General features: G+C 72.4%; 21 protein-coding genes and 1 tRNA gene. 12 read left to right on the forward strand and 10 right to left on the reverse strand.

The window, feature by feature from the left end; all coding sequences use genetic code 11:
• The 4 genes from ACWFR1_RS21115 to ACWFR1_RS21130 all read left to right on the forward strand — a co-directional run bounded on the left by ACWFR1_RS21115 (window position 1) and on the right by ACWFR1_RS21130 (window position 4,777).
• On the forward strand, window positions 1–981 hold the full coding sequence (locus ACWFR1_RS21115) for a carbohydrate ABC transporter permease (protein WP_453553327.1): 981 nt from the start codon (window positions 1–3) through the stop codon (window positions 979–981).
• Complete coding sequence (locus ACWFR1_RS21120; protein ID WP_453553329.1) at window positions 978–1,793, forward strand: carbohydrate ABC transporter permease; 816 nt, start codon at window positions 978–980, stop codon at window positions 1,791–1,793. Before ACWFR1_RS21115 ends, ACWFR1_RS21120 begins: the two co-directional genes overlap by 4 nt.
• A gap of 5 nt (window positions 1,794–1,798) precedes the next feature.
• Window positions 1,799–3,682, forward strand: coding sequence for an alpha-galactosidase (locus ACWFR1_RS21125; protein ID WP_453553331.1), 1,884 nt, complete (start codon window positions 1,799–1,801; stop codon window positions 3,680–3,682).
• A 66-nt stretch (window positions 3,683–3,748) separates the two neighbouring features.
• Window positions 3,749–4,777 carry a LacI family DNA-binding transcriptional regulator gene (locus ACWFR1_RS21130; RefSeq protein WP_453553333.1) on the forward strand — a complete coding sequence of 343 codons (1,029 nt, stop codon included), beginning with the start codon at window positions 3,749–3,751 and terminating at the stop codon, window positions 4,775–4,777.
• Between the two features lie 5 nt (window positions 4,778–4,782).
• Here ACWFR1_RS21130 and ACWFR1_RS21135 read toward each other — a convergent pair whose 3' ends face one another.
• On the reverse strand, window positions 4,783–5,628 hold the full coding sequence (locus ACWFR1_RS21135) for an amidohydrolase family protein (protein WP_453553335.1): 846 nt from the start codon (window positions 5,626–5,628) through the stop codon (window positions 4,783–4,785).
• A gap of 46 nt (window positions 5,629–5,674) precedes the next feature.
• Here ACWFR1_RS21135 and ACWFR1_RS21140 point away from each other — a divergent pair, with 46 nt between their 5' ends.
• From ACWFR1_RS21140 to ACWFR1_RS21155, 4 genes are all read left to right on the forward strand, one after another.
• Window positions 5,675–6,343, forward strand: coding sequence for a M15 family metallopeptidase (locus ACWFR1_RS21140; RefSeq protein WP_453553337.1), 669 nt, complete (start codon window positions 5,675–5,677; stop codon window positions 6,341–6,343).
• Between the two features lie 244 nt (window positions 6,344–6,587).
• Window positions 6,588–6,935 carry a DUF3040 domain-containing protein gene (locus tag ACWFR1_RS21145; RefSeq protein ID WP_453553339.1) on the forward strand — a complete coding sequence of 116 codons (348 nt, stop codon included), beginning with the start codon at window positions 6,588–6,590 and terminating at the stop codon, window positions 6,933–6,935.
• A 25-nt stretch (window positions 6,936–6,960) separates the two neighbouring features.
• Window positions 6,961–7,548 (forward strand): type 1 glutamine amidotransferase domain-containing protein, encoded by a 588-nt coding sequence (locus ACWFR1_RS21150; protein WP_453553340.1) that lies wholly within the window; start codon window positions 6,961–6,963, stop codon window positions 7,546–7,548.
• A gap of 2 nt (window positions 7,549–7,550) precedes the next feature.
• Window positions 7,551–8,954, forward strand: a complete 1,404-nt coding sequence (locus ACWFR1_RS21155; RefSeq protein ID WP_453553342.1) for an FAD-dependent oxidoreductase — start codon at window positions 7,551–7,553, stop codon at window positions 8,952–8,954.
• Between the two features lie 66 nt (window positions 8,955–9,020).
• Here ACWFR1_RS21155 and ACWFR1_RS21160 read toward each other — a convergent pair whose 3' ends face one another.
• Window positions 9,021–9,692, reverse strand: a complete 672-nt coding sequence (locus tag ACWFR1_RS21160) for a DUF2278 family protein (protein WP_453553344.1) — start codon at window positions 9,690–9,692, stop codon at window positions 9,021–9,023.
• Window positions 9,693–9,869: 177 nt separating this feature from the next.
• Between ACWFR1_RS21160 and ACWFR1_RS21165 the strand changes: the two genes are divergently transcribed.
• A tRNA-Leu gene (locus ACWFR1_RS21165) sits at window positions 9,870–9,957 on the forward strand.
• 60 nt (window positions 9,958–10,017) lie between these two features.
• Here the strand turns inward: ACWFR1_RS21165 and ACWFR1_RS21170 are convergent.
• The 8 genes from ACWFR1_RS21170 to ACWFR1_RS21205 form a co-directional block, all read right to left on the reverse strand.
• Complete coding sequence (locus ACWFR1_RS21170) at window positions 10,018–11,262, reverse strand: cytochrome P450 family protein (protein WP_453553346.1); 1,245 nt, start codon at window positions 11,260–11,262, stop codon at window positions 10,018–10,020.
• Complete coding sequence (locus ACWFR1_RS21175; protein ID WP_453553347.1) at window positions 11,259–12,494, reverse strand: cytochrome P450; 1,236 nt, start codon at window positions 12,492–12,494, stop codon at window positions 11,259–11,261. Before ACWFR1_RS21175 ends, ACWFR1_RS21170 begins: the two co-directional genes overlap by 4 nt.
• Window positions 12,491–13,114 carry a GTP-binding protein gene (locus ACWFR1_RS21180; protein ID WP_453553349.1) on the reverse strand — a complete coding sequence of 208 codons (624 nt, stop codon included), beginning with the start codon at window positions 13,112–13,114 and terminating at the stop codon, window positions 12,491–12,493. Before ACWFR1_RS21180 ends, ACWFR1_RS21175 begins: the two co-directional genes overlap by 4 nt.
• Window positions 13,095–13,448 (reverse strand): DUF742 domain-containing protein, encoded by a 354-nt coding sequence (locus ACWFR1_RS21185; RefSeq protein ID WP_125740882.1) that lies wholly within the window; start codon window positions 13,446–13,448, stop codon window positions 13,095–13,097. The genes ACWFR1_RS21180 and ACWFR1_RS21185 overlap by 20 nt, the downstream gene beginning before the upstream one ends.
• Window positions 13,445–13,846, reverse strand: a complete 402-nt coding sequence (locus ACWFR1_RS21190; RefSeq protein ID WP_055639735.1) for a roadblock/LC7 domain-containing protein — start codon at window positions 13,844–13,846, stop codon at window positions 13,445–13,447. Before ACWFR1_RS21190 ends, ACWFR1_RS21185 begins: the two co-directional genes overlap by 4 nt.
• Entirely contained in the window at window positions 13,843–15,510 is a 1,668-nt protein-coding gene (locus tag ACWFR1_RS21195) for an ATP-binding protein (protein WP_453553352.1), read from the reverse strand. Before ACWFR1_RS21195 ends, ACWFR1_RS21190 begins: the two co-directional genes overlap by 4 nt.
• Before the next feature lie 137 nt (window positions 15,511–15,647).
• Window positions 15,648–16,502 carry an alkaline phosphatase family protein gene (locus ACWFR1_RS21200; RefSeq protein WP_453553354.1) on the reverse strand — a complete coding sequence of 285 codons (855 nt, stop codon included), beginning with the start codon at window positions 16,500–16,502 and terminating at the stop codon, window positions 15,648–15,650.
• 116 nt (window positions 16,503–16,618) lie between these two features.
• Window positions 16,619–18,745: an alpha-galactosidase gene (locus ACWFR1_RS21205; protein ID WP_453553356.1), complete on the reverse strand. Its 2,127-nt coding sequence runs from the start codon at window positions 18,743–18,745 to the stop codon at window positions 16,619–16,621.
• A gap of 131 nt (window positions 18,746–18,876) precedes the next feature.
• Between ACWFR1_RS21205 and ACWFR1_RS21210 the strand changes: the two genes are divergently transcribed.
• The 3 genes from ACWFR1_RS21210 (at window position 18,877) to ACWFR1_RS21220 (ending at window position 22,451) form a co-directional block, all read left to right on the forward strand.
• Window positions 18,877–20,043 carry an ROK family protein gene (locus ACWFR1_RS21210; protein WP_453553358.1) on the forward strand — a complete coding sequence of 389 codons (1,167 nt, stop codon included), beginning with the start codon at window positions 18,877–18,879 and terminating at the stop codon, window positions 20,041–20,043.
• Between the two features lie 123 nt (window positions 20,044–20,166).
• Window positions 20,167–21,450, forward strand: coding sequence for an ABC transporter substrate-binding protein (locus ACWFR1_RS21215; protein WP_453553360.1), 1,284 nt, complete (start codon window positions 20,167–20,169; stop codon window positions 21,448–21,450).
• The gene (locus ACWFR1_RS21220) at window positions 21,447–22,451 is read left to right on the forward strand and encodes a carbohydrate ABC transporter permease (protein WP_453553362.1); all 1,005 of its coding nucleotides are present in this window, start codon (window positions 21,447–21,449) and stop codon (window positions 22,449–22,451) included. Before ACWFR1_RS21215 ends, ACWFR1_RS21220 begins: the two co-directional genes overlap by 4 nt.
• Window positions 22,452–22,455 lie beyond the last annotated feature (4 nt).

A 22,455-nucleotide genomic window follows, 5' to 3' on the forward strand; every position in this document is an offset into this window, starting at 1 on the left:
ATGTCCCTCGCCCCGTCCGAACGCGCCCCCGCTTCCGGGGCCGCGACCGCCACCGCGACCGTCACCACCGCCGGTCGCGGCACCTCCCGGCGCACCGGCTCCGCCCGCCCGGGCCGACGCCGCCTGCTGACCCGGGACTCCGTCCCGTACCTGCTGATCATGCCCGCCGTCCTGGGCTTCGCGATCTTCAAGGCGTACCCGATCGCCGCCTCGTTCTGGATCAGCCTCACCACCGGAAACGGCGAGCAGCGGCAGTTCACCGGACTCGCCAACTACCGGCGCCTCCTCGACGACCCGCTGTTCTGGACGGCGCTGAGGAACACCGCGCTGATCCTCGTCGTCCAGGTGCCGCTGATGCTCGGCCTCGCCCTGCTCGTCGCGCTCGGCCTCAACTCCACCAAGGTCTGGCTGCGCCCGCTCTGGCGACTCGGCGTCTTCGTCCCCTCGCTGACCGGTCTGGTCGCCGCCGGCGTGATGTTCTCGGTCATCCTCAACCGCGACGCGGGACTGCTGAACTGGGTCCTCTCCCTCTTCGGCGTCGACCGGGTGAACTGGCTCGGCAGCCCCGGCTGGGCCCGCGTCGGCGTCGTCCTCGTCATCACCTGGCACTACACCGGCTACAACGCGGTGATGTACCTCGCCGGCCTCCAGGGCATCCCCAAGGAGCTGTACGAGGCCGCGATGGTCGACGGCGCCGGTCCGATCCGCCGCTTCGTCTCCATCACCCTGCCCCAGCTGCGGCCGATCCTCCTGCTCACCGTGGTGCTCTCCACCATCGGCACCCTCCAGCTCTTCGACGAGCCGTACGTTCTCACCGGCGGCGGCCCCGACAACGCCACCCTCACGGTCACCATGTACCTCTACAACAACGGCTTCAAGTACTTCGACTTCGGCTACGCCTCGGCCCTCGCCTACGCGCTCGCGCTGATCGTGTCCGTCCTCGGCATCCTCCAGGTCCGCCTGATGGGAGAGCGCCGATGAAGCTCCGCGGCCCCCTGCTCACCGTGCTGCTCGCCGGCGCCTTCGGGCTCTGCGTCGGACCGTTCTGGTGGCTCGCCATGGCAGCCACCCAGGACAACAAGGACGTCTTCTCGTGGCCGCCGAAGCTGCTGCCCGGCGGCCACCTCATGGAGAACCTCCAAGGCCTCCAGGAGTCCATCGGCCTCACCCGCGTCCTCCTCAACTCCCTCCTGGTGGCGGGCGTCCAGACCGTCGGGGCGGTCGTCGTCTCCGTCCTCGCCGGCTACGCCTTCGCCAAGTTCGACTTCCGCGGACGCAACCTCTTCTTCGTCCTGCTGCTCAGCACCCTCGTCATCCCCGACACGGTGATGCTGATCCCGATCTTCCAGATGATGATGGACCTGGGCCTGATCGACTCGTACGAGTCCGTCATCCTGCCCGGCCTGGTCACCCCGTTCGGCATCTTCCTGATGCGGCAGGCGCTGCGGTCGATGCCCGACGAACTCCTGGACGCGGCCCGCGTCGACGGCGCCGGCGAACTGCGCGTGCTGTGGCGGATCGTCATCCCGGTCAACCGGCCGATCATCGCGGCGCTCGCGCTGTTCGTCTTCCTCGGCGGCTGGAACCAGTTCGTCTGGCCGCTGATCGCGCTGCGCAGCCCCGAGATGTACACACTGCCCGTCGCCACCGCCACCCTCCAGGGCCTGGCGACCACCAACTACGCACAGGTCCTGCTGGCCGGCGCCATCGCGGCCATCCCGGTGATGGCCCTCTTCCTCGTCCTGCAACGCCAGTTCATCTCCGGCCTGCTGGCCGGGGCCACCAAGGAGTGACCGCCGTGACCACCGCCCCACCGAACACCGCTCCCGAGGACGCCGAGGGCGAGAAGGCTCCTCAGTCGCCCGTCCCCGCCTGGCGCCCCGGCGCGGCAGCCGAGGACGTCCCCGGCACCGTCGTTCAGCGCCGGCTCGCCACCGGACTGTTCCACTCCACCGGCGACCCGCTCACCGTGCACCTCACCGGGCTCGGCGGCGGCGCGTGGGAGTCCACCGTCACCCGGGCCGACGACGGCGTGACACTGATCGAGGTCACCGCGACGGAGGCCGTCACCCTCCGCGCCGAATGGCGCGTCCCCTGCGTCGGGGCCACCGCCTACTGGACCCCGGACACCAGCGCCGCCCGCTGGCTGCCGCCGTCCTGGATCACCCCCAGGACCGTCTCGCTCGCCCTCGGCGCTCCCGTCGCCAGCCTGGTCGGCACCGGCGACCGCGCCCTGTGCACCGCCGCCGCCGGCGAGACGGCCGCGCCCGTGCGCGTCGGCGCCGGTGTCGTCGAGGAGAGCGGCGAGTTCGCGTTCACCGTCGAGCAGGAACTCACCCCCGGCGGGCCGCCGCTGCGGCTGCGGATCGACCTCAGCGGCCGGCACTTCGCGGCCACCGTGCAGGCGGTCACCGACTGGTGGGCTGAGGGCCTGGAGCACCCAGGCGTCGCCCCCGCCGCACGCATGCCCGCCTACTCCACCTGGTACAGCCTCCATCAGAACGTCGACGCCGCCGTCGTCGAGCGCCAGGCGGCTCTCGCGGCCGGCCTCGGCATCGAGAGCATCATCGTCGACGACGGCTGGCAGACCGCCGACCGCACGCGCGGCTACGGCCACTGCGGCGACTGGGACCCCCACACCACCGCCTTCCCGGATCTCGCCGGCCACGTCGCCGAGGTCCACCGGCTCGGCCTCGCCTACCTCCTCTGGTACGCGGTGCCGTTCATCGGCCGGCACAACGACGCCTGGGACCGCTTCAAGGGCAAGATCCTGCGCGAGGTGCCGCAGCTGGACGCGGCCGTGCTCGACCCCCGCCACCCCGAGGTCCGTGGCTATCTGATCGAGAAGATCTCCCGCGCGGTCGAGGACTGGGACATGGACGGCGTGAAGCTCGACTTCATCGACCTCTTCGCCGTCGCCGACCCGCCGCCCGCCCCCGCCGGTGCCGACCACGACACCCTCCACGAGGGCGTACGCCGGCTCCTCGCCGACCTCGACGCCCGGCTGCGCCGCACCAGGCCCGACGTGATCGTCGAGCACCGCCAGCCGTACGTCAGCCCCGGCCTCTGGCCGTACGCCACCATGGTCCGTACCGTCGACTGCCCGCTCAGCCCCGCCGAGAACCGCCAGCGCATCGTCGACTGCCGGCTCACCGCGGGTCCGCTCGCCGTCCACGCCGACATGATCATGTGGCATGCCGCCGAGACGCCCGAGTCCGTCGCCGTCCACCTCGTCAACGCCCTGTTCTCGGTGCCGCAGATCTCCGTCGACCTCGCCACGCAGACCCCCGACCAGCTCGCCACCCTGCGCTTCTGGCTCGGCGTCTTCCGCCGCCACGCCGACGTCCTCCAGCAGGGCTCCCTCGAACCCTCCCGCCCGGACCTCGGCTACCCCCTGGTCCGCGCGGGCGACGACCGCACCACGGTGGTCGCGCGCTACGCGCCGCTGCCCGTGGCGCTCCCGGAGGGGTACGGCACGGACGGCCCGGGGACCCTGCTCGTCGCCAACGCGGACGGCGACACCGTCGTCCTCCTGACGGCCACCCGGCCGGAACGGGCCCTCGCCCGCGTCCAGGACTGCCGTGGTGAGATCCTGTCCGAGACCGTGCTCGACCTCGTCGCCGGTGCGAACCCGGTGACCGTGCCGACCGGCGGCCTGCTCACCCTGACCCGCGAGCACTGATCGACGGCGGGCTGGGGGCGGACGGCCGCCGCCCGCAGCCCGCCGCCCACCGCACACAGAGGAACGATGACCGCTCGACAGGTGACCATCGAGGACGTCGCACGCACGGCGGGCGTCTCCCGCCAGACCGTCTCGAACGCCCTCAACGCCCCCCACCGGCTCCGCGCCACCACCCTCGCCCGGGTCACCGCCGCCATCGACGAACTCGGCTACCAGCCTGACCAGTCCGCCCGCAGCCTGCGCACCGGCACGCGGAAGGTCATCGGCTACCCCGCGCCCGCCGACAACCCCGCCGACCCCAACCCCCTGATGGGCGGCTTCCTCCAGGCGCTCGTGAGCGCCGCCGACGCCGTCGGCCACCGCATCCTGCTGTTCCGCTGCGACCCCCAGCAGGGCGCCGGAGCGGTCGCCAAGTCCTTCAACGGGCTGATCGCCGCCCGCCAGGTCGACGGGTTCGTCCTCTCCGACGTCATCCACGACGACCCCCGGGTCGACGTGCTCGCCGAGGCCGGCTTCCCGTTCGCCGCCTTCGGCCGCACCGCCCCAGGACGCCCGCAGAACTGGGTCGACATCGACTCCGCCGCCGCGACCGCCGCCCTGGTCGGTCTCCTGCTCGAACAGGGCCACCGCAGGATCTGTTACGTCAACTCCGCGGCCTCCCTGCCCTGGCTGGCCGACCGCCGGTCCGGCCTGCTCCAGGCCGCGGCCGCCGCACCCGAAGGCGCCTTCGAGGTCGGTGTCCCCGACGACGACCCGGCCGCGCTCTCCCACGCCGTCCAGCGCCTGCTCGTCGGACCCGCCCGCCCGACGGCCCTGGTCTGCGCGAACGACTGGCTCGCCCTTACCGCCTACCAGGCCGTCCGGGCCGCCGGACTCACCGTCGGCGCCGACGTCGCCGTCACCGGCTTCAACGACATGCCGCTCTGCACGGTGCTCCAGCCCGCCCTCACCAGCGTGCGGCTGCCCCTGTCCGGCATCGCGCACGCCCTCGTCGACCGGCTGATCGCCGCCGTCGAGGACCCCGCCGCCGCCCCGGCGAGCGGACTGCTGCTCCCGGCGGAGCCGGTCGTCCGCGGCAGCACGCCGGAGCGGTAGGGGCCCTACGGACTTCCTGCCATGCCGCGCCGAGGACCGGGGGACGCGGAGGTGGGGACGCGGTAGAACGCGGCGGCGTTGTCCCACAGCACCGCGCCGACGTGTTCCTCGCCGACGGTCCGGGCGACGAGGACGAGGTCGTCGTCCGTGAACGGGCGGCGGGCGCGGGTGGAGGGCAGGTCGGTGCCGACCATGAGAGCCGTGGGGTCCGCCCGCAGAACGGCGGTCATGGTCGCGGCGGGGTCGAGGTCGACCCGCCCGAACCCGGTGGCCTTGACCTTGACGCCCCGCTCGACGAGGGCCAGCAGACGGGGGAGTCCGTCGCGGTGCAGGCCGAGGTGGTCGATGCTGACGGCGGGCAGGGCGGCCAGGGTCGTGGCCAGTTCGGGCAGGTCGCGTGCGTCGACGTAGAGCTCGGTGTGCCAGCCGGCGACGTCGTGGACGCGGCGGGCGAGGCGGTCCAGCTGGTCGAGGGTGGCCGATCCGCCGCGCCGGACGTTGAAGCGGACCGCCCGCACCCCCGCGGCGTCGAGGCCGGTGATCTCCGCGTCCGTCACGGTGGCCGGGACCTGGGTGACGCCGACGAAGCCGGGGCCGAGGGCGGCCAGGGCGGCGCGGAGATACCCCTGGTCGAAGCCCTGGAAGGAACCCGAGACGACCGCGCCGCCCCGGACGGCGAGTCCGGCGACGCGCTCGCGGTACCGCTCGACGGTGAAGGCGGGCGGCAGATAGCCGTCGTTCTGGACCAGGGGAAAGCGCGGGTCGACGATGTGGAGGTGCGCGTCGAAGACGGGGCGCGCCTGGGGAGTGCTTGCCGGAGCACTGTCGGCAGGCTCGGGGATCGGTCGCATGCGGGCCATCCGTCCTTGTCAGGCGTACGTACGAGATGATCACCCTATGAGTGAGATCGTCTTGATGTCCGACCCGAAGGTCTGTGCCATACCCGTCGCGGAATGCGGAGACCGTCTCGTGGACGTCCGCACGAGCGGCTCGCTGCTCGTCGACACGCGGAAGCAGGATCCCGCGGACGCCTTCGCGTACCTGCGGTCGGGAGTGCTCGACCGGCTCCTGGAGGCCCAGGCGCTGCTGCCGCGCGGCCTGCGGCTGCTGTTCGTCGAGGGCTACCGGCCGCCGTCGCTCCAGCGGGAGTACTTCGAGGAGTACGCCGGCCAGCTGCGCGCCCTGCACGCCGACTGGTCCGAGGAGCGGATCCACTCCGCGGCGAGCCGCTACGTGTCACCGCCCGACATCGCTCCGCACAGTGCCGGAGCGGCCGTCGACCTCACCTTGGCGGACGCCGACGGACGGGAACGCGACCTGGGCACACGGATGAACGCGGACCCGGAGGAGAGCGAGGGCGCCTGCTACACCCACGCCCCGAACATCGGCGAGGAGGCGCGCGCCAACCGCGAGCTGCTGGGCGACGTGCTCTCCGCCGCGGGCCTCGTGAACTACCCCACGGAGTGGTGGCACTGGTCCTTCGGCGACCGCTACTGGGCCCTGCTGTCCGGGAAGGACGCGGCCGTCTACGGCCCGAAAGAACTGCGGCCCGCCCCGGCGGAGTAGATCCCGGGGGCGGCTCGCGGTCCAGCGCTCAGGGGATACCGCAGTGGGGTGTGCGGCGCGCCGGGCGGGCGGCCGTGATCGAACCACCGAGGCTTGGTGACGGCCGCCGGGCGGCGACCCTGATCCAGTGACGGTGGTTCGACTCGCGTCCTTCGGGAAGCCGCACGAGGAGGAGGACACGCGGCCGGTTCGGCCGCGGAATCCGACCCCGCGCAGGAGGCGGGAGTGGGAGGAGGTGTCCGCGATGGACGAGGTCCGGCTCTCGGCGCGCGAGCTGCGCGCTCTCGCGGAGATAGAGGAACAGTTGGACCAGGACGAGCCGCTCGCGCGCCGCCTGCGCACGATGAGCCGGGGCCTCCGGTGGTCCGTGCCCTCGGCCGCCGGCGTACGTCGGCGGCTGCCCGTGCTGGGCGTCGTCGCCCTCGGCCTCACGACCGTCACCCTGCTCGTCCTCGCTGTCGGCACCGAGGCGCCGGCGCTGATCTGGGCGTTCGCGGCCACGTGGGTCCTGACGTTGACCAGCCTGCTGAACCTGGTCGTCCGCTGGTCGCGGCGCCGGACGGCGGGACCGCGGACCACCCCGACCCCATAGGACCCGCGAGAGAGAGGAACACCTCGTGTCCATCGACGGCAAGCACGTACTCGTCCTCACGACGAACTACGGGACGGAGCAGGACGAGCTGCAGAAGCCCATCGCCGCCCTGCGGAAGTCGGGCGCCCGGGTCACGGTCGCCGCCCAGGAGGAGGGGGACGTCCAGACGCTGGTCTCGGACCGCCGGCCGGGCGCGGTCGTACGGCCGGACACCACCATGGCCGGAGCCACGGCGGACGGATTCGACGCCGTGATCGTGCCAGGGGGCACCGTGAACGCCGACCGGCTGCGCACCGACGACGAGGCGCTGCGTCTCGTGTCGGCCTTCGCCGAGGCCGGCAAACCGGTGGCCTCCATCTGCCACGGACCCTGGCTCCTGGTGGAGAGCGGTCTCGCCGGAGGCCGGGAGCTGACCTCGTACCCCTCGCTCAGGACCGACGTCGAGAACGCGGGTGGCGGCTGGGTCGACCGGGAGGTCGTCGTCGACACCTCCGGAAGCCATCCGCTGATCACCTCCCGAAAGCCGGACGACCTCGACGCCTTCTCGGCGGCGATCGTCCACGCCCTGGAGGACAGTGCCGACGCCGATGCGGGCACCCTCCGTGAGGAGTGAGGATGCCCGGAACCGGAGTCTCCTACTGGCTGGAGTCGGCGCCGCCCCACCCAGCCCGCCCGCCCCTGGAGGACGACCTCACCGCTGACGTGGTCGTGGTCGGCGCCGGGATCGCCGGCCTGTGCACCGCCCACGAGCTGACCCGAGCCGGACGCGACGTGGTGGTGCTGGAGGCGGGGCGGATCGCGGCCGGGGTGACCGGCCACACCACCGGCAAGCTGACGTCCCTGCACGGGCTGCTCTACGCGAGCCTGCGCAGCCGGAAGGACGCACCGGCGGCCGCGCTGTACGCCGACGCCCAGGAGGGCGCCCTGCGGGAGGTGGTGCGCCTCTGCGCGGACCTGGGCATCGACGCCGAGCTCGAACGCCGTCCGGCGTACACCTACACCGTCGACGAGGAGCGGGTGGGGGAGATCCACGAGGAGGCGGCGGCAGCCGCCGAAGCGGGACTGCCGGCCGCCGAGGTGACCGGGACCGGGCTTCCCTACGCCGTCGCCGCGGCCGTCCGGGTCGAGGAGCAGCTGCAGTTCCACCCGCGCCGCTTCCTGCTCGGCCTGGCGGACGACCTGATCGCGCGGGGCGTCCGGATCCACGAGGACACCCGCGTCACGGAGCTGAAGGAGGGCGCCGACTGCCGGCTCACGCTGGAGGCCGGAGGCACGGTCCACGCCCGTGACGTCGTCCTGGCCACCCACTTCCCGCTCCGCTGCCACTCCACCCTGCTGCTGCGGCTGTCGGTGCGCCGCGAGCTGGTCGTCGCCGCCGCCGTCGGGGAACGCGACGCCCCGTACGGCATGTACGTGACCTCCGACCAGAACACCCGGTCGGTGCGGACCGCCCCGCTCGGCGAGGGGCGGCGGCTCCTGATCGTCGCGGGCGAGGCGTACGAACCGGGGAGCGGTGGTGTCCGCGAGCGGTACGCGCGCCTGGAGGAGTGGGCGCGCGGCCACCTGCCGGGCTTCGCCGAGGCGCCGTCGGTCCACCGGTGGGCGGCCCAGGACGTCCACACGGCCGACGGACTGCCCTGCATCGGCCACGAGCACCCCGACACCCAACACGTCTACGTCGCCACCGGGTTCGGCGGCTGGGGACTCAGCAACGGCGTCGCCGCGGGCCGTCTCCTCGCGGCACATGTGACGGGCGATCCCCGCCCCGCGTGGACGGAGCTCGTCGATCCGCGCCGGACCCTGCCCGTCCGCGAGTACCCGGGGGTGGTACGCCATCAGGCCGCCGTGGCCCACCACTACGTGAACGGCCTGCGGACCCGCAGGCGTTGTACGCACATGGGCTGCGAACTGGGCTACGACGAGGTGGCGGAGACCTGGGAGTGCCCCTGCCACGGATCGCGCTTCGCACGGGACGGCACGGTGCTCCAGGGCCCTGCGACCCGGCCGCTGGAGGACTGAGGACGGAGGACCGAAGGCTGAGGACAGAGCACTGATGACCGGGGATCGTCGGCTGATGCCGGGCGGTCACCCGAAGGGGTGGCCGCCGCTGTCCGTCTGCCCCGCCTGGCTGGAGAACCTGTTCAGGAAGACGTCGTACCGGCCGTCGTCGCGCCGGGCGAGCGTCCCGCCGTCCTGCCAGATCCCGTTCTCCGGCCACCACTGGGAGCCCGCCGGATCACCCTGGTTCTGGTGGATGTTGTGCATGCCGAGGTCGCCTTCGAGGTCGTCGGCGAACGGCTCGCCGAAGACGAGCACGCGCTGCCCCGGCACCAGCATCGCCTCCAGCGCGGCGGCGGCGTCCTCGTTGGACCCGGCGTGCCACGGCCGCGAGCCGAGCAGGTCGAGGAGCTCCTGGAGCCAGGACGGCGGGCGCCGTTCGAACAGGACGCCGGTGCGGTCCACCAGCTCCGGATGGCGCAGGAAGTCGAGGGCGCCGGACTCCGGCGTGGAGTCGAGGTCGTGGTAGCCGGGGGCGAGCACGGCGGCGGGTCCGAGTGCGGCGGCGTCCACGGTGAAGGACTTCCACCGCACCCCGACGTCGGACTTGTGGCTGTCCACGTCGACGGCGCAGTGGTAGCGCCCGTCGGGAGCGTCCACCTCCAGGTTCATGTGGAACCAGCGGCCCTGGTTGTCGGGCAGGTCGCGGTAGTGCCGGTAGAGGCTTCCCACGAGCACGCCGTAGTGAGCGAAAGGCATGCCGCCAGTGAAGCACCCGGCGTCACCTCGCGCAGCGCCCGCGTCACGTGGAGTAATCGCACGTGCGTCTGGCCGCGCGGCGCTGACCACGGAAAACGTGGGTGAAGAGCACCCCGTCGGCCTGGTAGATTGATCTCTGTCGCCGCGGGGGTCACTCCGCGTCACGACACACACCTGGTCCAAGTGGCGGAATGGCAGACGCGCTAGCTTGAGGTGCTAGTGCCCTTTATCGGGCGTGGGGGTTCAAGTCCCCCCTTGGACACCAGATCACCCCTCCTGTCGGGCCGGCCGCGGCCCGCCCGACGGGAGGAAGCCCCGGGCCGGGTCAGGCCAGGAACACCGGCAGGTCGAACAGGTCGTTCTGCGTCACGACCGGCTTGTTCCGCAGCTCCTCGCGCGGCACCGCGAGCCGCAGCTCGGGGAAGCGCGCGTACAGCGCGGGGAGTGCCACCGACGCCTCGAGGCGGGACAGCGCCGCTCCCGGGCACACGTGCGGACCGTGGCCGAAGGCGATGTGCCGGTTGGGCGTACGGGTCACGTCGAACGCGCCCGCCGTCGTACCGTGCTGGTCCTCGTCCCGGCCGATCGCACCGAACGACACGATCAGCGCGTCACCCTTCGGCAGCACCCGGTCGCCGACCTGGATGTCCTCGCTCGCGAACCGGATCAGGACGTGCGAGGTGGGCGTCGACCAGCGCAGGGTCTCCTCGATGACGTTCTCCCACGGCACCTCGCCCTTCAGCACCAGGGCGCGCTGCTCGGGGTGGGTCTCCAGGGCGACGACGGCGTTGACGATCAGGCTGATCGTCGTCTCGTGACCGGCGGCCACCATCAGCTGGAGGGTGTTGGTGATCTCCTGCGTGCTGAGCCGGTCGCCGCCCTCCGACGCCTCGATCAGCGCGCTCGTGAGGTCGTCGCCGGGCTGCTCGGTCCGCGCCGCCACGATCCCCGCGAAGAGGGCACCGAGGTCCGCCATCATCTGCGGCACCTCCTCGGGCGGGGTCTGCGTCGAGAAGAACTTGTCGAACAGGGCCTTCATGACGGGGTGGTCGCTCTTGTCGACGCCCATCAGCTCGCCGACCACGTTCATCGGCAGCGGATACGCGAACTCCGCCTTGAGGTCCACGACCTCGCCGGCCGGCCGCTCCGCGAGCCGGTCGAGGCTCTCGGTGGTGAGGGCCTCGATGCCCGCACGCAGCCGCTCCACCCGGCGCGCCGTCAGCGCCTGCGCGACCAGCGTGCGCAGCCGCCGGTGCTCCTCGCCATCCACGGTCAGCATGGACTTGCCGGGGTTGGCCAGCCCGATCAGGGGCCAGTCCATGGGTATCTCACCGCGCTGCCAGGCGCCCCACACGTCGATGTCCTTGACCAGACGGGAGTCGGTGAGCAGCTGCCGTGCCTCGGCGTGGCGGGTGACGGACCAGCAGGGCACGCCGCCGGGCAGGACGACGCGGGCCAGCGGGCCCGCCTCGCGCAGCCGGGCGCTCTCGGCGTCGAGATCGGCGACGAAGGGGTCGAGGACGATCACGTCGGCGTCGGGCGCGGCGGTGTGGTCGTACGGGCAGCTCATGCGAAGGCTCCAAGGGCGGGGGTCGGGGTGTACGTCACGGGGAGCGCGGAGAGGCCTCGCAGCCATGGGGACGGCCTGCGGGTGAGGCCGTCCTCCGCCACCGCGAGATCCACGTCCGGCAGTCGGTCGAGGAGCACCTCGATGCCGGTCCGGGCGATGGTCTCGGCGACTTCCTGCGCGGGGAAGGGGCAGCGGTGTTCGCCGTGCCCGAAGGAGAGGTGGGCGTTGTTGCCGCCGGTGAGGGCGCCGGAGTCGGCCCGGACGTGCGGGTCGGAGTTGGCGGCGGCCAGGCCGAGCAGGACGAGGTCGCCCCGGCCGATCCGGCGCCCGCCGAGGTGGGTGTCGCGGGAGGCCCACCGGCCGGCGACGTTCTGGGTGGGGGTGTCCTCCCAGAGGACCTCGTTCATCGCCTCGCCGACGCTGTGGCGGCCACCGGAGAGGGAGGCCGCGAACCGGTCGTCGGTCAGCATCAGGCGCAGGGAGTTCCCGATCCAGTCGGCGGTGGGCTGGTGGCCGGCGGCCATCATCACCATGAGGTCCTGGGCGACCTCCTCGACGGTGAAGCCGGCGGTGTTGGCGATCATGCGTGAGGCGACGTCGTCACCGGGCGTCTCCGCCTTGGCGGCGAGCAGCGCGAACATGGACTCGGCCAGATGGCGCTGGCCCTCCAGGGCCCCCGCCTGACCGTTGATCATGTCGTTCATGGCGGTCACCAGAGCCGGGCCCTGCTCGTCGGCGAAGCCGTAGACGCTCGCGAGGACGCGGACGGGCAGCAGCATCGCGTACTCGGCGATGATGTCGCAGGCGCCCTTCGCGCAGAGCCCGTCGATGAGTTCGTCGGCGAACCGCTCGGCCCGGGCCTTCAGGACGAACGGGTCGACGGCCTCCAGCGCGTCGGAGATGACCCCGGCCCGCTCGCGGTGCCGCTCGCCGACGGTGTAGAGGATGGACGGCTGCTTGCGGCCGATCATGGGCAGGAGCGGCCAGTCCGCCGGGATGGCGTCCCACTGGTTCCACAGCTCGGAGTCGCGCGAGAAGAGGACCGGGTCGCTGGTGACCTGGTGCAGCTCGCGGTAGCCGAGGACCAGCCAGGCCGGTATGTCGCCGTCGAGCACGACCGGGGCGACGGCGCCGTGCTCGCGCCGGATCCGCCGGTACAGCTCGACGGGGTCGGTCTGGAACCGGGGACCGCTCAGGGGGACGGGCGGGTACGGGGACGCGGGGTGGGTCACGGGGCGGGCTCCGGGATCGGCTGCGGGTCCGGGGCGACGAGGGTCTGCAGGTGCTCGACGAGCGAGATGAGGACCTGCTTGCCGGACTCCCGCGACCGGGCGTCGCAGAAGACCAGCGGAACCTCGTCGGCGAGGTCGAGGGCCTCGCGGATCTGGGCGGGCGTGTGGGCGGGTCCGCCGAAGTCGTTGCAGGCGACGACGAACGGGGTGCCGTGGTGTTCGAGGCGGTCGACGGCGTACCAGGAGTCGGAGAGCCGCCGGGTGTCGACGAGTACGACGGCACCGAGCGTGCCAGCGAAGAGCCGGTCCCACAGGAACCAGAACCGCTCCTGTCCGGGGGCGCCGAACAGGTACAGGACGTTGTGCGCGTCGAGGGAGATCCGGCCGAAGTCGAAGGCCACGGTGGTGGCCTTCTTCGCGGCGACGCCGCCGGTGTCGTCGATGTGCTCGCCGGCCTGCGTCATCGTCTCCTCGGTGTTCAGCGGGCGGATCTCGCTGACCGAGCGGACCAGGGTGGTCTTGCCGACTCCGAACCCGCCGACGATGACGATCTTCAGTCCGTTGTCGGCGGTGCTGTGCAGGGTCCGGCGGTCTTGCGTCTCAGAGGCTACGGAGTCCAACGAGCACCTGCTCCAGGATGTCGTGATCGGGAAGGCGGTACGAGGGCCGGGGATGGCGTGCGCTGATCCGGCCGGTGTCGTGCAGGTCGGCCAGGAGGATCCGCGTGATCGACACGGGCAGGCCGAGCCCGGCCGCCACCTCGACCACCGCCGTGGGGAACCGGCACATGCGCAGGATCGCGGCGTGCTCGGACTGCATGCCGGGGACCGGATCACTCTCGGAGACCACCAGCGTGACCACGTCGAAGGCGTCGGATCCGGCACGGGTGCGCCCGCCGGTGACGGTGTAGAGGCGGTCGGGCGAGTCGTCCCGGCCCGGCCTGACCCGGCTCATCCCCGGGGCCTGGCGACGAGGTGCTCGCCCAGCTGCTCGACCAGTTCCGTCATGTTGTGGCCCACGAGTCCCGCGTCGGCGTCCTCGTCGGCGACGAGGGCGAGGTGGGCGCCGTCGCCCGCCTCCACGATGAAGAGGATGCCGCCGTAGAACTCGGCCATCGCGGAGCGGACGCCGCCCGTGCCGTCGCCGAACTCGACGGACGCACCGTGCGACAGGCTCTGGATGCCCGCGGAGATCGCGGCGAGCTGGTCGGCCTGGTCGACGGAGAGCTCGGAGGTACGGCAGAGCTTGAGGCCGTCGCGGGAGAGTACCAGGGCGTGACGGGTGCCGGGGGTGCGTTCCAGCAGGCCCTCAAGGAGCCAGCTGAGCTTCTCGTCGGTGGTGGTGCCGGTCATCGCGGATTGCCTTCCGAATACGGGGAGTTCGAGGACGCCGGCGCGTGCGGTGCGGCCGCCGGGTCCTGGGGGTCGGACGGTACGGACGTGTCGGCCTGCCGCTCGTCGTCGGCGGCCCGGCCTCCCGCGGCGCGCACGGCCCGGTGGAAGCTGCCGAAGCGCGGCTTGGCCCCGGCGGACGGGCCGGTGGACGGAGCGTCCTGGCGCGGTTCGCCGGGCGTCTCCGCGCTCTTGAGCTGGGCGGCCAGGGTCTCCCCGCGCCGGCGGCGGGGCAGGACGATGCCGTCCGGTGCCGCCTCGGCGCCGTGCTCGGCCGCGTCGGGGTGTTCGGACGCGGTGGCGTGCTCGGCCGGGTCGGCGTGCTCGGTGGTCGGGTCGGCCTGCTCGACCGGGGTGTCGTGGACGGCCCCGGGTTCGTTCGCCGTCGCGGGAGCGGTGGCCGCTGCCGTGGGCGTCCGCTCGGGGACCGGGGCGGTCACCGCGCGGCCCGCGACCGGCGGCGGCTCGGCGGGGGCGCCGGTCCGCTCCTCAGGCGCGCGGCTGATGAGTTCCTGAGGCACCATCAACAGAACGCCGGTGCCCCCGCGTGCCGAGGGCCGGAAGGACACGGTCAGGCCGTGCTTGCGGGCCAGCCGGCCGACGACGTGCAGGCCGAGACGGGTACCGGAGAGTCCGGCCAGGTCCTGGGCGGCCGCTCCGACGGCGGCCTCCGCGCGCCTCAACTGCACGTCGCTCATGGCCAGACCGCTGTCCTCGACGGTGATGACGAGGCCGGCCGGCACCTCCTCCACGTACACGTGGACCTCCGCGTTGGGCGGGGAGAAGTTCGCGGCGTTGTCGAGGAGCTCGGCCAGGGCGTGCATGATGCCCTCGGCGGCGTGGCCGGTCACCGCCACCGCGCTGCCGGAGTGCAGCCGCACCCGCTGGTACCCGCCGATCCGGCCCATCGCGCCGCGCAGGATCGACTCCATGACGATCGGACGCGTCCACCGCCGGCCCGAACGGGCCCCGGTCAGCACGGCGATGGAGTCGGCGAGCCTGCCCGCCTGGGCGGTGCGGTGGTCGAGGTGGAGGAGGTCGGTGAGGACGTCCTCGTCGGCGTGCCGGTGCTCCATCTCCCGCAGGTCGGCCATCATGCTCGTGGCCAGCGCCTGCATCCGTCCGGCCGCGTTGGCCGCGGCGGCCATGGCCGCGGACCGGGCGGACTCGGCGCGGCGCAGCCGGCTCTCCAGGTCGACGACGTCGGCCGCCCGCGCCGCGGCGAGCCGTGCCGCCGAGGCCTCGTGGGAGCGTACGAGCTCCTCCGCGCGAGCCGTGTGGCGGGCTTCCGACGCCGCGGCCTCCGTGGCGTACCGCTCCTCGGTCGCCGCCGCCTCGCGCTCGGCGGTGGCCCGGTAGCGGTCGATGTAGGCCTCTCGCGAGGCGAGTTCGGCGGTGAGGACCTCCGCCCGCCGGCCGAGCGCCCGCGAGGTGCGCCCGTACCAGGTCACGGCGAAGGTGGCGGAGGACAGCAACAGGACTCCGCAGGCCGCGAACCAGCCGAGCGCGGGGCGGATTCCGCCCGGCGCCGCGGTCGTCGCCGCCGCGGCGAGCGCACCACCGGCGGCGAGGGTCAGCAGCGAGGCGATCAGGGCAGGACGGAACGGGGTGGGCGACGCCGACATCAACCAGACTCTCGAGAGCAGGCACACGGGGGAAGAGGTTGAACGACGGAACTATAGAACCGATCTTGATCGGTTTGGAACTCCTGCGAGCGGATTGACGTCTGACATGATCGGGTACGCGCTGAAAGGTGATCAGGTTATGCGGTGAAAGCGGTGCCGTCCAGGGTCCAGTGCGTGTCGGGCGTGATGCCGAGGGCCGTGTAGACGTGGGCGGCGACATCGGCGTGATGGAGCAGCGACGGCACCGCGCCGGCGGTCAGACCGGGACCGCACGCGGCGATCCACGCGGTGCGCTCCAGCGGGCTGCGGCCCCCGTGGCCCCCCTCGTCACGGTGGCCGTGGTCCGTCACCACGATGACCGTCCACTGCTCCGCCGCGTGGTCGGGGCGGGCGCGTACGGCGGCGAGCAGCCGGCCGAGGCGCCGGTCGGCGGCCTCGATCGACAGGCGGTACTCCTTGTCGCAACCGAGGAAGTGGGCGGTCTCGTCGACCGCGCCGAGGTAGACGAAGCCGGCGTGGAGCACCTCGTCCAGACCGAGGAGGTGTTCGGCCTCGGCGGTCACCTTCTCGTCCACCTCCTCCCATGCCTCGGGGGTGTCCTCGTGGGGAGCGACGTAGCCGAGCCGGGTGGGGGCGACGAAGAGCGGCCCGCCCTCCTGGGCGAGGAAGAGCGGGGCCCAGCCTCCGACGGCGAAGGTGCGGCGTCCGCACGAGGCGGCGAGGCGGGTCGTGAAGTCGGGGAAGACGTCGAGCCGGTTGCCGTCGAGGCGGTTCGCCCACACGCCGTGCTTGGCGACACCTACGCCGGTGACGATCGTGGTCCAGCACGGGCCGGACATCGTGGGTGTCACGGCGTCGACCTCGACGGGCGCCAGGAAGCCCGCACGGGCGATGCCGTCGAGGTGGGGAGTGTCGAGTTCGGGAAGCAGGTCGAGGCGTACGCCGTCGATGCCGATCACCAGGACGTGGGCGGTGTCCGTGGCAGCGTTCATGGGTGGGTCCAGAGTCTCTTGGGCCGGAGTGGGCGGGAGAAGGCGGGGGATGGAGGGTTGGGCGGGGTACGGGGAGGGTGCTGGGCCGGGGAAGGCGCTGGGCCGGGGTGTGACGCTCAGGGGCTGACGCGGCGGAGCCGGATCAGGCTGCTGGCGTAGTCGCCGTCCGGAAGCCGGGGGTCGATGCCCCACCGCACCAGAACGGCGCCGCTGTACACGCGGTTCAGTTCCGGGTCGACGTACTGAGCCCCGGGGTCGAGGGCCGGCAGCCGCACCGGCTCGGGGCGGTGGCCGAAGCGGGTCGTGGGACGCCAGACCAGGACCACGTGCTCGCTGTCGTCCGGGGCCGCGTAGTGGACGGCGGTCACCGGTCCGCCGACGGCGACCCGGTGCTGGTGTCCCCGCTGGACGAGCGGGCGGATCTCCTTGTACCGGGCGACGAGATCAGCGGTCTCCGCGAGCTCCTCCTCGGACCAGGACGTCAGGTCCCCGCCGAGCCCCAGTGCCCCCGCCATGGAGACATGGAAGCGGAAGCGCAGTGGAGTCCGCCGTCCGGTGGTCGGGTTGGGACTGTCGGTGACCCACGCGGCCATGGCCTGCGCGGGGAGGAGCTGACCGAAGCCGTGCTGGATGCTGATCCGGTCTACGGGATCGGTGTTGTCCGAGGTCCAGGCCTGGTCGGTGCGGGCGAGGATGCCGAGGTCGACCCGCCCCCCGCCGCCCGCGCACGCCTCGATGCGCAGCCCGGGGTGGTCGGCGCGCAACTGGTCCATGATCCGGTGGACGGCCCGCGTGTGGTCGATCCACAGCCGGTCCGGGTCGGGGTGTCCGGCCCAGCCGGCCTCGGTGAAGGGACGGTTGGCGTCCCACTTGAGCCAGTCGACGTCGTAGGAGCGCACGAGGTCGTTCAGGGTCCGCCGCGCCCACTCCTCGACCTCGGGCCGGGCGAAGTTCAGCACCAGCTGGCTGCGCAGTTCCGTCGCGTCGAGCCGGGGCGAGTGGAGGACCCAGTCCGGATGGGACTGGTACAACTCACTGTCCCTGTTGACCATTTCCGGCTCCACCCACAGCCCGAAGCCCATGCCGAGGCGGTGCACCTCGTCGGCGAGCGGACGCAGCCCGTCGGGGAAGGCCTCCCGGCGGGGCGTCCAGTCGCCCAGTCCGGACCGGTCGTCGCGGCGCGTGCCGAACCAGCCGTCGTCCAGGACGAAGAGCTCGGCGCCGACGCGGGCCGCCAGGCGTGCGAGCCGAAGCTGGCCGGCCTCGTCGACGTCGAATCCGGTGGCCTCCCAGGAGTTGTAGAGCACCGGCCGGTCGCGGTCGGGCTCCGGCAGCACGTGGCCGCGTACGTAGTGGTGCCAGGTGCGGCTGGCCGCGCCGAAGCCGTGCGGGGAGTAGAGCCCCGCGTACGTCGGCGTGCGCAGGCTCTGGCCCGACCGCAGGGTCCAGCCGAGCCCCTCGTGGCCGAACCCGCCGGTCCAGGTGGTCCGGCCGACCGGGTCGCGCTGCACCGTGACGCGCCAACTCCCGCTCCAGGCGAGCGCGGTGCTCCACACCTCGCCCTGCTGCTCGGTCGCCGTGCCGTCGTCGACAGCCAGCCACGGACTCGCGTGATGTCCGGTGATACCCCGACGGCTCGTCAGAACCGTCTCCGCCACGGGCAGTCGGTCGCGCTGGAGCTGGAACTCGCTGTTCCAGCCGCCGATCAGATGGCTCAGCCGGTAGTCGGCCAGCGGGGGAGCGGTCCAGGAGGCCGAGTCGAGCCGGTCGACGGTGACGGGATCCGGCGGCCCGTCCGCGGCTCCGGTGTGGGTCAACTCCGTCCACCGCTCGACGACATCGGTGTCCGGCCGGACGCGGTAACAGAGCTCGGCCCGCAGCGGGCGATGCCGGTCGTCGAGGCGCAGCCGGAGCTCCCCGCCGTCGACGGAATGACCGGCGAACCGCCACTGGGTGCCGCGGGTCCCGTCGGCGAAACGGACCTGAAGCCCGGCCGGCCCGAAGCGCGCGCCGGTCTGCGGCGCGAGTTCGTCGGGGGCGGCGTCCGCCTCGAAGCTGCTGGCGGCGGGGGAGACCGCCTCGGGGAGCGCGGCGAGCGACAGGCCGTCGAGCGGTGCGCCCCAGTACAGGTGCCGGGGGCTGCCGTCGGCGCCGACGCGCAGCGCGTACAGGCTGTTCGGCGTGCGCAGCTGGGCGAGGCCGAGAGCGGGATCGAAGGTGACGGGCGGGAGCGTGACGAGCACGGATGGGTCCCCTGACGTGATGGGCACGAGGCGGGGCCGAGCGTAGGACGAGCCCAACTTCCAAATCAATACTGGAAGAAGTTATTTATTTGCTCTACGTTGCTCCCGTGTTTCCACCTCACTCACAGCCCTTGGTCACCGCACCAGCCGAGACGGCGGTGCTCGCCCTGCTGCTCGCCGAGGGACCACTCAGCCGAGTGGAACTGGCGCGGCGGACGGGACTCTCCTCGACCGCCGTCACCAAGGCGGCCAGGCCCCTCATCGACGACGGCTACCTGTACGAACTGCCGCCGGAGCGCACCGCACCCGGTGCGGGCCGACCCGTCAACCCGCTCGCGGTCGCGGCCGACAGGGAGTACTTCATCGGTCTGAAGATCACCGCCGACCGGCTCCTCGGTGCCGTGTGCGATCTGCGGGCCGGTATCCGGGCCACGGCCGCCAGGCGGCTCGGCGCGTGCACCCCCGAGATGGTCGTCCCCCTCGTCGCCGAACTCGTCGACGAACTCCTAGACAGCGAGCCCGCGTTCCGGGACCGTACGCGTCACCTCGGCGTCGCCGTCACTGGCGACGTGGACCGGGAGGGCGGGGTGCTCCGGCATGCCGGACTCCTCGGCTGGCGGGACGTCCCGCTCGCCGAACTGCTCACCGCCTCCACCGGTCTGTCGGTCACCGTCGAGAACGACGTCAGGGCCCTGACCGTCGCGGAACACTGGTTCGGCGAAGGCATCGGCACCGACCACTTCGCGTTGGTCACCATCGGCGCGGGTATCGGCTCGGCGCTCGTCGTCAACGGCCGTCTCCTCAGGGGTGCCTACGGCGTCGCGGGGGAGGTCGGGCACCTCTGCGTGGACCCGACCGGTCCGCGCTGCCGGTGCGGCGCGCGAGGTTGCGTCGAGGCCATCGCCTCCACCGACGCGATTCTGGCCTCGGTCCGCCACGCCACCGAGGACGGGCACATCACGTTCGACGAGGTCGTCCGCATGGCCCGCGAGGGCCACCCCGAGGCCGTCGGGGCCTTCGCCCGTGCCGGACACGCGATCGGGGTCGGCATCGCGGCACTCGTCAACCTCGTCGGCCCCGAGCGGGTCGTCGTCAGCGGCGAAGGCGTCGACGCCTACGACCTGCTCGGCCGGCACATCCAGGACGCGTACGCCGCACAGGCCTTCGGCGCGGCATCCCGGTGCCCGCTCTCGCTGCGCCCGCTCCCCTGGGAGGAGTGGGCCCGCGGCGGCGCCGCCGTCGCCATCCAGGCGCTCTTCCCGCAGTACACGGCCATCCCCACGGCCGGCGCCGGCTGAACCTCCCCGCAGCCGACGCGCACCACTCCCTGGCCGTCGCCCTCCTCTGCCGGCAAGCACTGACGAAGGCGTCGACCAGGTAGCACATCCGCCCTGCACACACCCTCACAAGAAGGACGGGACATGAGCGCACGCAGAACCGAGCTTAGCCGACGCGGATTCCTCACGGGATCGCTGCTGATCGCCGCCGGAAGCGTCCTGACGACCGCCTGCAGCACCGACCCCACCGGCGGCTCCGCCTCCGGGGCGAAGACCACCCTCAACGTCTGGTACCACGCCTACGGCGAGGCCGGCACCCAGCAGGCGGTGCTCCGCTACGCCACCGCCTTCACCAAGGCCAACCCGGACATCGCCGTCAAGGTGACGTGGGTGCCCGGCGACTACGCGGGCAAACTCAACGCGACCCTGCTGACCGACGCCGCCCCCGACGTCTTCGAGATCGGCGACTTCAACGAGCACCTCGCCCGCCGGGGCCAGATCGCCGCGCTCGACGACGTGTACGGCAGCGCCAGAAGCGACTTCAACAAGAACGCCGTCGAAGCGGTGGGCGTCGACGGCAAGCTCTACGGCGTCAAGATGATCGACGACGTCATGATGCTCTACTACCGCAAGAGCGTCCTGTCGAAGGCCGGCATCACCCCGCCCGCCACCTTCGACGGCCTCGTCGCCGCGGCGAAGGCCCTCACCACCAAGAAGAACAAGGGCCTGTTCGTCGGCAACGACGGCCTTGGCGACACCCCCGGCCTCGCGGTCTTCTCCAACGGCGGCGACCTCGTGAGCCGCGACGGCAAGGTGGTGTTCGGATCGCCGCAGGCCCTTGAAGCGCTGACCGGACTGAAGCGTCTGCACGACGACAAGTCACTGCTGCTCGGATTCACCACCGACTGGTGGGACCCCGCCGCCCTCACCCAGGGCGTCGTGCCGATGCAGTGGTGCGGACTGTGGGCGATGCCGGCCGTCAAGGCGGCCCTCGGCGACGACTTCGGGGTGGTGCCGTGGCCCGCCTACAAGGCCGGCGGCGCCCCCGTCGTCCGGGTCGGCGGATGGACCAGCTGCGTCAACGCCAAGGGCGGCAACGTGGCCGCGGCCAAGAAGTTCGTGCAGTGGCTGTGGGTCGAACGGTCCGACCTGCAGAAGGACTTCGCCGAGAGCTACGGCTTCCACGTCCCGCCGCGGACCTCCGTCGCGGCCACCGCGACGAAGCTCTCCGACGGCGCGGCCAAGGAGACCGTGGGGTTCGCCGAGAAGCACGGAAGGCACTACCCGGGCACCTGGGACACCGCGGTGAGCAGCGCGTTCTCCGCGGCCGCGGCGAAGATCGCCGGCGGGCAGGGCGATCCGGCCGCCCTCCTGGCCGACGCGGTGAAGAAGGCGCAGAGCGAGATAGACAAGCAGCTCGGCCGATGACCCCGCCGACGGGCCTCACGCTGCAGCCCGAACGTGCCGGGCGCACCGCGGACACCCCGCGGGGCGCCGCCCGCGCCGGGCGCGAGCGCGGCGGCCGTCCCCGCGTGGGTCGGTCCGGTTGGCTCGCGTTCGTGGTGCTGACCGCGCCGACGCTGATCGGGCTCGGGGTCTTCAAGTACGTCGCGATCGGCTGGAGCTTCCTGCTCAGCCTCAGCGACGCGCGCGGCACCATCGCCCTCGGCGACTGGGTCGGCCTGGAGAACTACCGGACCCTCCTGTCCGACCGGGCGTTCCGCGAATCCCTGCTCCAGATCGTGGTGTTCACCGCCTTCATCGTGCCGGTCACCTTCGCCGCCTCGCTCGGCCTCGCCCTGCTGGTGAACCGGGTCCGGCGCGGCAGGGCCCTGCTGCGTACCACCTTCCTGATCCCGGCGGCCGTCTCGTACGTCGCGGCGTCACTGCTGTGGAAGATGTCCCTGTTCAACGGCCTTCCGGCGGGTATCGCCAACACGATCGGCGGCTGGTTCGGAGCGGAGCCCGTGGCCTGGCTCCAGTCCTCCTCGCCACCGCTCTACTGGTTGGTGCTCGTCACCCTGCGCCTCTGGCTCCAGGTCGGCTTCTACATGGTGCTCTTCCTCGCCGGACTCCAGGCCATCCCGAAGGAGGTCCTCGAAGCCGCCGCGCTCGACGGCGCCACCGGGCGGCGGCTCCTGACCAGGATCACCCTGCCGATGCTGCGGAACACCTCCGTCGCCGTCCTGATGCTCCTCTTCATCGCCGCCTTCCAGGCCTTCGACGAGTTCTACAACCTGTTCAACAGCGGGCTCTCCGGAACGGGCACCGCCCCCGTACAGACCCCGCTGGTCCACCTCTACAACACCGCCATGGGCAACCAGAACTACGGCCTCGGCTCCGCCGGAGCCTTCGTGCTCACCGTCGTCATCGTCGGAGTCACCCTGATCCAGGGGCGGTTCACCGGCTTCGGCAGGAGCGGAGAGTGAGACG

It is taken from the genome of Streptomyces sp. NPDC055103, from assembly GCF_053607625.1.